We start from the raw sequence: 5197 nt of genomic DNA on the forward strand, positions 1-5197 counted from the left end.
CGGACCCCCGACGGGCCGGGACGGCCGACGGACGGGCCAGGTGTCCCGACGGGCGGCGGGCCGGGACGGAACGGGCCGGTCACGACCGGCTCCCCACGGGACGGCTCACGCGGCACCACCGGAGCCGTCGTGGCCGGGGGTGACCTTCCCGGGGCGGCGGGCATCCCCGCCGGCTCCGGTCGACCCGGTGGGCGGCGGGGCCGCGTCCGTCGCCGGCCCGGACTTCTTCGCCACCGCCTTCTTGGCGACCGCCTTCTTCGCCACGGCCTTCGGGGCCGTCGTCGCCACCGTCGTCGGGGTCACCGCCTTCTTCGCCACCGCCTTCTTGGCGACGGCCTTCTTCGCCACCGTCCCGGCCGCCGTCGCGGGAGCCGGCCCGGCCCCGGACTCCACCCCCGCGCCGCCGGTCGGCGGTACGGTCGTGTCCGGTGCCGCGTCACCGACCGGCAACCCGCCCGGTGCGCCCTTCGCCTCACGGAGCTGCCGTTCCAGCTCGTGCACCCGGCGGGTCAGCTCGGCGACCTCGTCGGCCGTCGCCAGCCCCACCGCGCCGAGCGCCCGGTCGACCTCGAAGCGGACCAGCTTGGTCAACGCCTCCCGGTTCGCCGCGCCGGTGGCGAGCAGTTCCTCGGCGAGCGCCTGCAACTGGACGGCGGTCGCGCCGCCCGTACCGGCCAACCGCCGGGCGGCGTCCTGTGCCCTCTTCCGGGGCGCCTCCGTCAGGCCCAGGGCCAGCTCCAGGTAGGCGCGCCACGCGTCCTGCATGACTCAAGTCCTTCCGCGGGGGCAGTGTGCGGCCCTCACGCTACCGGGCGCCCCGAGCCCGCCCCTTGCGGTACGGTGCCGGAAAACGGCGTGGCGGGTACGAAGGAGACGATGTGGCCAGCGTGGACGAGTGCCGACAGGCCCTGCGGGATCTTGCCGACCGGTTGGACCGGCACGCCGACGCCTCCAGCAAGATCGATCTGGACCGGACCCTGGCCTGCCGGATCACCGATCTGGAGACCGCGTTCCACGGCCGGATCGAAGGCGGACGGCTGGTCGATCTCGCCGACGGCGACGACCCGAAGGCGAAGATCGCCCTGGTCACCTCCAGTGACGACCTCGTCGCCCTGGTACGCGGCCAGCTCGACGTCACCAAGGCGGTCGCCGCCCGCCGGATCTCCATCAAGGCCAGCCCGTTCGACCTGCTGAAACTGCGCAAGCTGCTCTGAGCGACGGCCCGACGACGAAAGGGCCGGCACCGCTGCCCGGTGCCGGCCCTTCTACCGTCAGGTGGCGTGCCGTCAGGTGGCCAGGCCGAACCCGGCCAGCGCCTGCTCCGCCTCCGGCGAGGCCGGGCGCACGTCCGCACCGGTGCCCGCCTCCCAGGCGACCGCGCACAGCGCGGCCACCGCGTCCAGCGGCCGGCCGGCACCGCGCAACTCCACCGCACCGTCCACCGCCGCCGCCGACCATCCACCGGCCTGCGGAGCGCCGGGGACCCGGACCACCGCCGTCGGATCGAAGAGCCCGGCCAGGTCGGCCGCCACGTGGGTCGGCCGCCGCTGCTCGGGGGCACCCAACAGCTCGGGTACGTCACTGACGCCGGTGAGCACCAGCAGGCTGTCCAGCCCGGCCCGGCGGGCACCCTCGATGTCGGTGTCCAGCCGGTCACCGACCACCAAGGTACGGCCGGTGCCGGCCCGCCGGGCGGCGGTGGTGAACAGCGCCGGCTCCGGCTTGCCGACCACCACGTCGGGCGCCCGGTCCAGGGCGTGCCGCAGGGCGGCCACCAGCGACCCGTTGCCGGGCAGCGGACCCCGTCCACTCGGCAGCGTCCGGTCCGTGTTGGTGGCCACCCAGGTCGCCCCGGCCCGGATCGCCACCGACGCCTCGGCCAGGTCCACCCAGCCCACCTGCGGGCCGTACCCCTGCACGACGGCGACCGGCGCGGCCTCGGCGCGGTCGACGGGGGTGAGCCCGACGGCGCTGATCTCGGCGCGCAGCGCCTCGGCACCGACGACGAGCACCGCCGCGCCGGCCGGAAGCCGGTCCCGCAACAGCTCCGCGGAGGCGGCGGCCGAGGTGAGCACCTCCGCCGGATCAGCCGGTACGCCGATGCCCGTGAGCAGGTCGGCGACCTCGCTGGAGCGCCGCGAGGCGTTGTTCGTGGCGAACGCCACCGACCGGCCCTCGGCCCGCAACGCGCCGAGGGCCTCGACCGCGCCGGGGATCGGCCGGTCGATCAGGTAGATCACTCCGTCCAGGTCGAAGACGACCAGGGCGTACCCGTCGATCAGCCGGTCCCCGGCGACCCCGGTCATCGCTGGTCCGCCTCCGCCGCCGGCCCGTCGACCGGCCGCACGCCGGCCACGGTCGCGTCGCCGTCGGCGCGACCGGCCGGGCCGGCAACGGCGTCGGGCCGGACGTCCGCACCGGCGGCGTCGTCGTCCTCGTCGTCGTCCCGCACCGCAGCGGCGGGCAGGTCGGCCACGTCGTCCCCGCCGGTGTCCCGGTCGGCGTCGCGGTCAGCCTGGTCGCGGTCGTGGACGTCCCGGTCGGCGTCGTGCCGGCTCAGCGCGGCAGCGCCGGCGTCGTCACGGTCCTCGTCCTCGTCCTCGTCCTCGTCGCCGTCGTCGTGGCGGTCGCGGACCTCGTCATCGACGTCGTCGTAGTCCTCGTCGTCGGGGGTCTGCCGGGGCCCGGCGTCCGGGTCGGTGGCCTCCCCTGCGGCGGCGGACTCCTCGACCGGCTCGTCGTCCTCGTCGTCGCCCTCGATCACCACGCCGTCGAGTTCCAGCAGCCGTTCCGGGGCGTCGGTCTCACCGTCGGTATCCACGTCGGCGGCCCGCGAGAACCACTCCCGGGCCTCCTCACGGCGGTCCACCGCGAGCAGCGCGTCGGCGTACGCGTACCGCAGCCGCGCGGTCCACGGCTCGGCGACGTCGGTGGTCAGCTCCGGAACCTGGAGCATCGCCACCGCCGCGTCCTTCTGCCCCAGGTCACCCCGGGCACCTGCGGCGACGATCAGCAGTTCGACCGCGACGGCCTTGTCGAGCTTGTCGCTGTCGGCCCCCCGGAACAGGTCGATCGCCCGCTCCGGACGCCCCAGCGCCCGCTCACAGTCGGCCAGTACGGCCAGGTGGCTCTGCAACCCGGTCATCCGGTGGTACGTGCGCAGCTCGGCGATCGCCGTCTGCCACTCCCCCGCGTGGTACGCGGCCAGGCCGACCGCCTCGCGTACGGCGGAGATCCGGGCGGCGAGCCGCCGGGCGGCCATCGCGTGGGCCAACGCCTCCGCCGGGTCCTCGTCGATCAGCTGACCGGTGGCGACCAGGTGCCGGGCGACGGTCTCCGCCACCGGCTTGTTCAGCGACAGCAGCTCCGCGCGGACGGCCGTGTCGAGGTCACTCGCGGAGATCTCGTCCGGCAGCACCGGCGCGACCGCCCGGCCGTCGGTCTCGTCCCGACGCTCCCGGTCGGGGCCGAACCCGCCCTCCCGGCGGCGGTCGTCCCCCCGCTGGTCGTCCCGGCGTGGCCGGTCGTGACCGCCGCGTTCGCCGCCCCGGAACCCGCCCTCACGGCGGTCACCGCCGCGCGAGTCGTCGTTGCGGAAGCCACCCTCGCGTCGGTCACCGCCCCGGAAGCCACCCTCGCGGGAGTCGCTGCCCCGGAAGCCACCGGACCGGGAGTCGCCGTCGCGCGGGCCCGACCGGAAACCGCCCTCACGACGGTCCCCACCCCGGAAACCACCCTCGCGGGAGTCACCACCCCGGAAACCACCCTCACGCGAGTCACCGCCACGGAAGCCGCCCTCACGGCGATCGCCGCCGAAGCCACCGGGCCGACGGTCACCGCCCCGGAAACCGCCCTCGCGGGAGTCGCCGCTGCGGAAGCCGCCCTCGCGGGGCCGGAAACCACCACGGTCGCCACGCGAATCGTCGCGACGGTCCCCACCACGGAAGCCACCGTCGCGGGAGTCACCGTCCCGGCGGAACCCACCAGGACGGGAGTCACCATCACGCGGACCCGACCGGAAACCACCCTCACGACGGTCCCCACCACGGAAACCGCCGTCGCGGGAGTCACCGTCCCGGCGGAAACCACCAGGACGGGAGTCACCATCACGCGGACCGGAGCGGTAGCCGCCCTCACGACGGTCGCCGCCCCGGAAACCACCCTCGCGGGAGTCGCCGCTGCGGAAGCCGCCCTCGCGGGGACCCGACCGGAAACCACCACGGTCGCCACGCGAATCGTCACGACGGTCCCCACCCCGGAAGCCACCGTCACGGGAGTCACCGTCCCGGCGGAAACCACCAGGACGGGAGTCACCATCACGCGGACCCGACCGGAAACCACCCTCACGACGGTCCCCGCCGAAGCCGCCCTCACGACGGTCCCCACCCCGGAAACCACCCTCGCGGCGGTCACCGCCACGGAAGCCGCCGTCGCGACGGTCGCCGGAGAAACCGCCCTCACGACGGTCACCTCCCCGGAAGCCACCCTCGCGGGAGTCGCCGCCCCGGAAACCGCCCTCACGCGGACCAGACCGGAAACCACCACGGTCACCACGCGAATCGTCGCGACGGTCCCCACCCCGGAAACCACCGGGACGCGAATCGCCGTCACGCGGGCCCGACCGGAAACCGCCTTCACGACGGTCACCGCCGGAGCCGCCATCCCGACGGTCGCCGCTGCGGAAACCGCCGTTTCGCGGCGCGTCACCGTCACGGCGGAAACCGCCTTCGCGGCGGTCGCCACCCCGGAAACCACCGTCGCGGGACTCACCATCGGAACGGAAACCACCGGGCCGGGAGTCACCGGTACGCGGGGCCGACCGGAAACCGCCCTCGCGCCGATCGCCGCCCCGGGGTCCACCCCGCGAGGCGCCGCGGTCGTCGCGGTCGCCACGGTACGGGGGGCGGTCGTCCCGGCGGGGGCCGGCGTCCCGACCCTGGGGACGGTCGGAGCGGTCTTCGTATCGGCGCGGACGATCTCCGCCCTGCGGTCCTGAACTCACAGGTACATCCTTCCTAATTGCGCCACCCACGGCGCGACGCAGTCGAGGGCCGACCCGGATGGGGCGGCCCTCGACTGGAAAGGTTGTCCGGCGGTGTCCTACTCTCCCACACCCTCCCGAGTGCAGTACCATCGGCGCTGGAGGGCTTAGCTTCCGGGTTCGGAATGTGACCGGGCGTTTCCCCTCCGCCATGAC

Annotated in this window: 5 protein-coding genes and 1 rRNA gene; 2 read left to right on the forward strand and 4 right to left on the reverse strand. The window is 74.9% G+C overall.

Features of this window, described 5'->3' with window-relative positions; genetic code table 11:
- Nucleotides 1-105: 105 nt before the first annotated feature.
- A complete protein-coding gene (locus H1A17_RS33290) occupies nucleotides 106-765 on the reverse strand; it encodes a phasin family protein (RefSeq protein WP_228544717.1) in 660 nt (219 codons plus the stop codon).
- A 113-nt stretch (nucleotides 766-878) separates the two neighbouring features.
- Here H1A17_RS33290 and H1A17_RS33295 point away from each other — a divergent pair, with 113 nt between their 5' ends.
- Nucleotides 879-1214, forward strand: a complete 336-nt coding sequence (locus H1A17_RS33295; protein WP_145918982.1) for an SCP2 sterol-binding domain-containing protein — start codon at nucleotides 879-881, stop codon at nucleotides 1212-1214.
- A gap of 72 nt (nucleotides 1215-1286) precedes the next feature.
- Here the strand turns inward: H1A17_RS33295 and H1A17_RS33300 are convergent, their stop codons facing one another.
- Together H1A17_RS33300 and H1A17_RS33305 are read right to left on the reverse strand one after the other, a co-directional pair.
- Entirely contained in the window at nucleotides 1287-2306 is a 1020-nt protein-coding gene (locus tag H1A17_RS33300; RefSeq protein WP_194823746.1) for an HAD-IIA family hydrolase, read from the reverse strand.
- On the reverse strand, nucleotides 2303-3418 hold the full coding sequence (locus H1A17_RS33305; RefSeq protein ID WP_375372854.1) for a hypothetical protein: 1116 nt from the start codon (nucleotides 3416-3418) through the stop codon (nucleotides 2303-2305). Before H1A17_RS33305 ends, H1A17_RS33300 begins: the two co-directional genes overlap by 4 nt.
- Before the next feature lie 108 nt (nucleotides 3419-3526).
- On the opposite strand from H1A17_RS33305, the gene H1A17_RS35380 reads away from it, so the two are divergent.
- The gene (locus tag H1A17_RS35380) at nucleotides 3527-4996 is read left to right on the forward strand and encodes a hypothetical protein (protein ID WP_194823747.1); all 1470 of its coding nucleotides are present in this window, start codon (nucleotides 3527-3529) and stop codon (nucleotides 4994-4996) included.
- A 91-nt stretch (nucleotides 4997-5087) separates the two neighbouring features.
- Here H1A17_RS35380 and rrf read toward each other — a convergent pair.
- Nucleotides 5088-5197, reverse strand: a 5S ribosomal RNA gene (gene rrf / locus H1A17_RS33315); the annotation flags it as partial.

Source organism: Micromonospora sp. S-DT3-3-22 (genome assembly GCF_015354745.1).
Classification (GTDB): domain Bacteria; phylum Actinomycetota; class Actinomycetes; order Mycobacteriales; family Micromonosporaceae; genus Micromonospora; species Micromonospora wenchangensis.

Bases quoted from the DNA above. Each gene is read 5' to 3' on its own strand.
- H1A17_RS33290 (WP_228544717.1), bottom strand. From the start codon at position 765: ATGCAGGACGCGTGGCGCGCCTACCTGGAGCTGGCCCTGGGCCTGACG.
- H1A17_RS33300 (WP_194823746.1), bottom strand. From the start codon at position 2,306: ATGACCGGGGTCGCCGGGGACCGGCTGATCGACGGGTACGCCCTGGTC.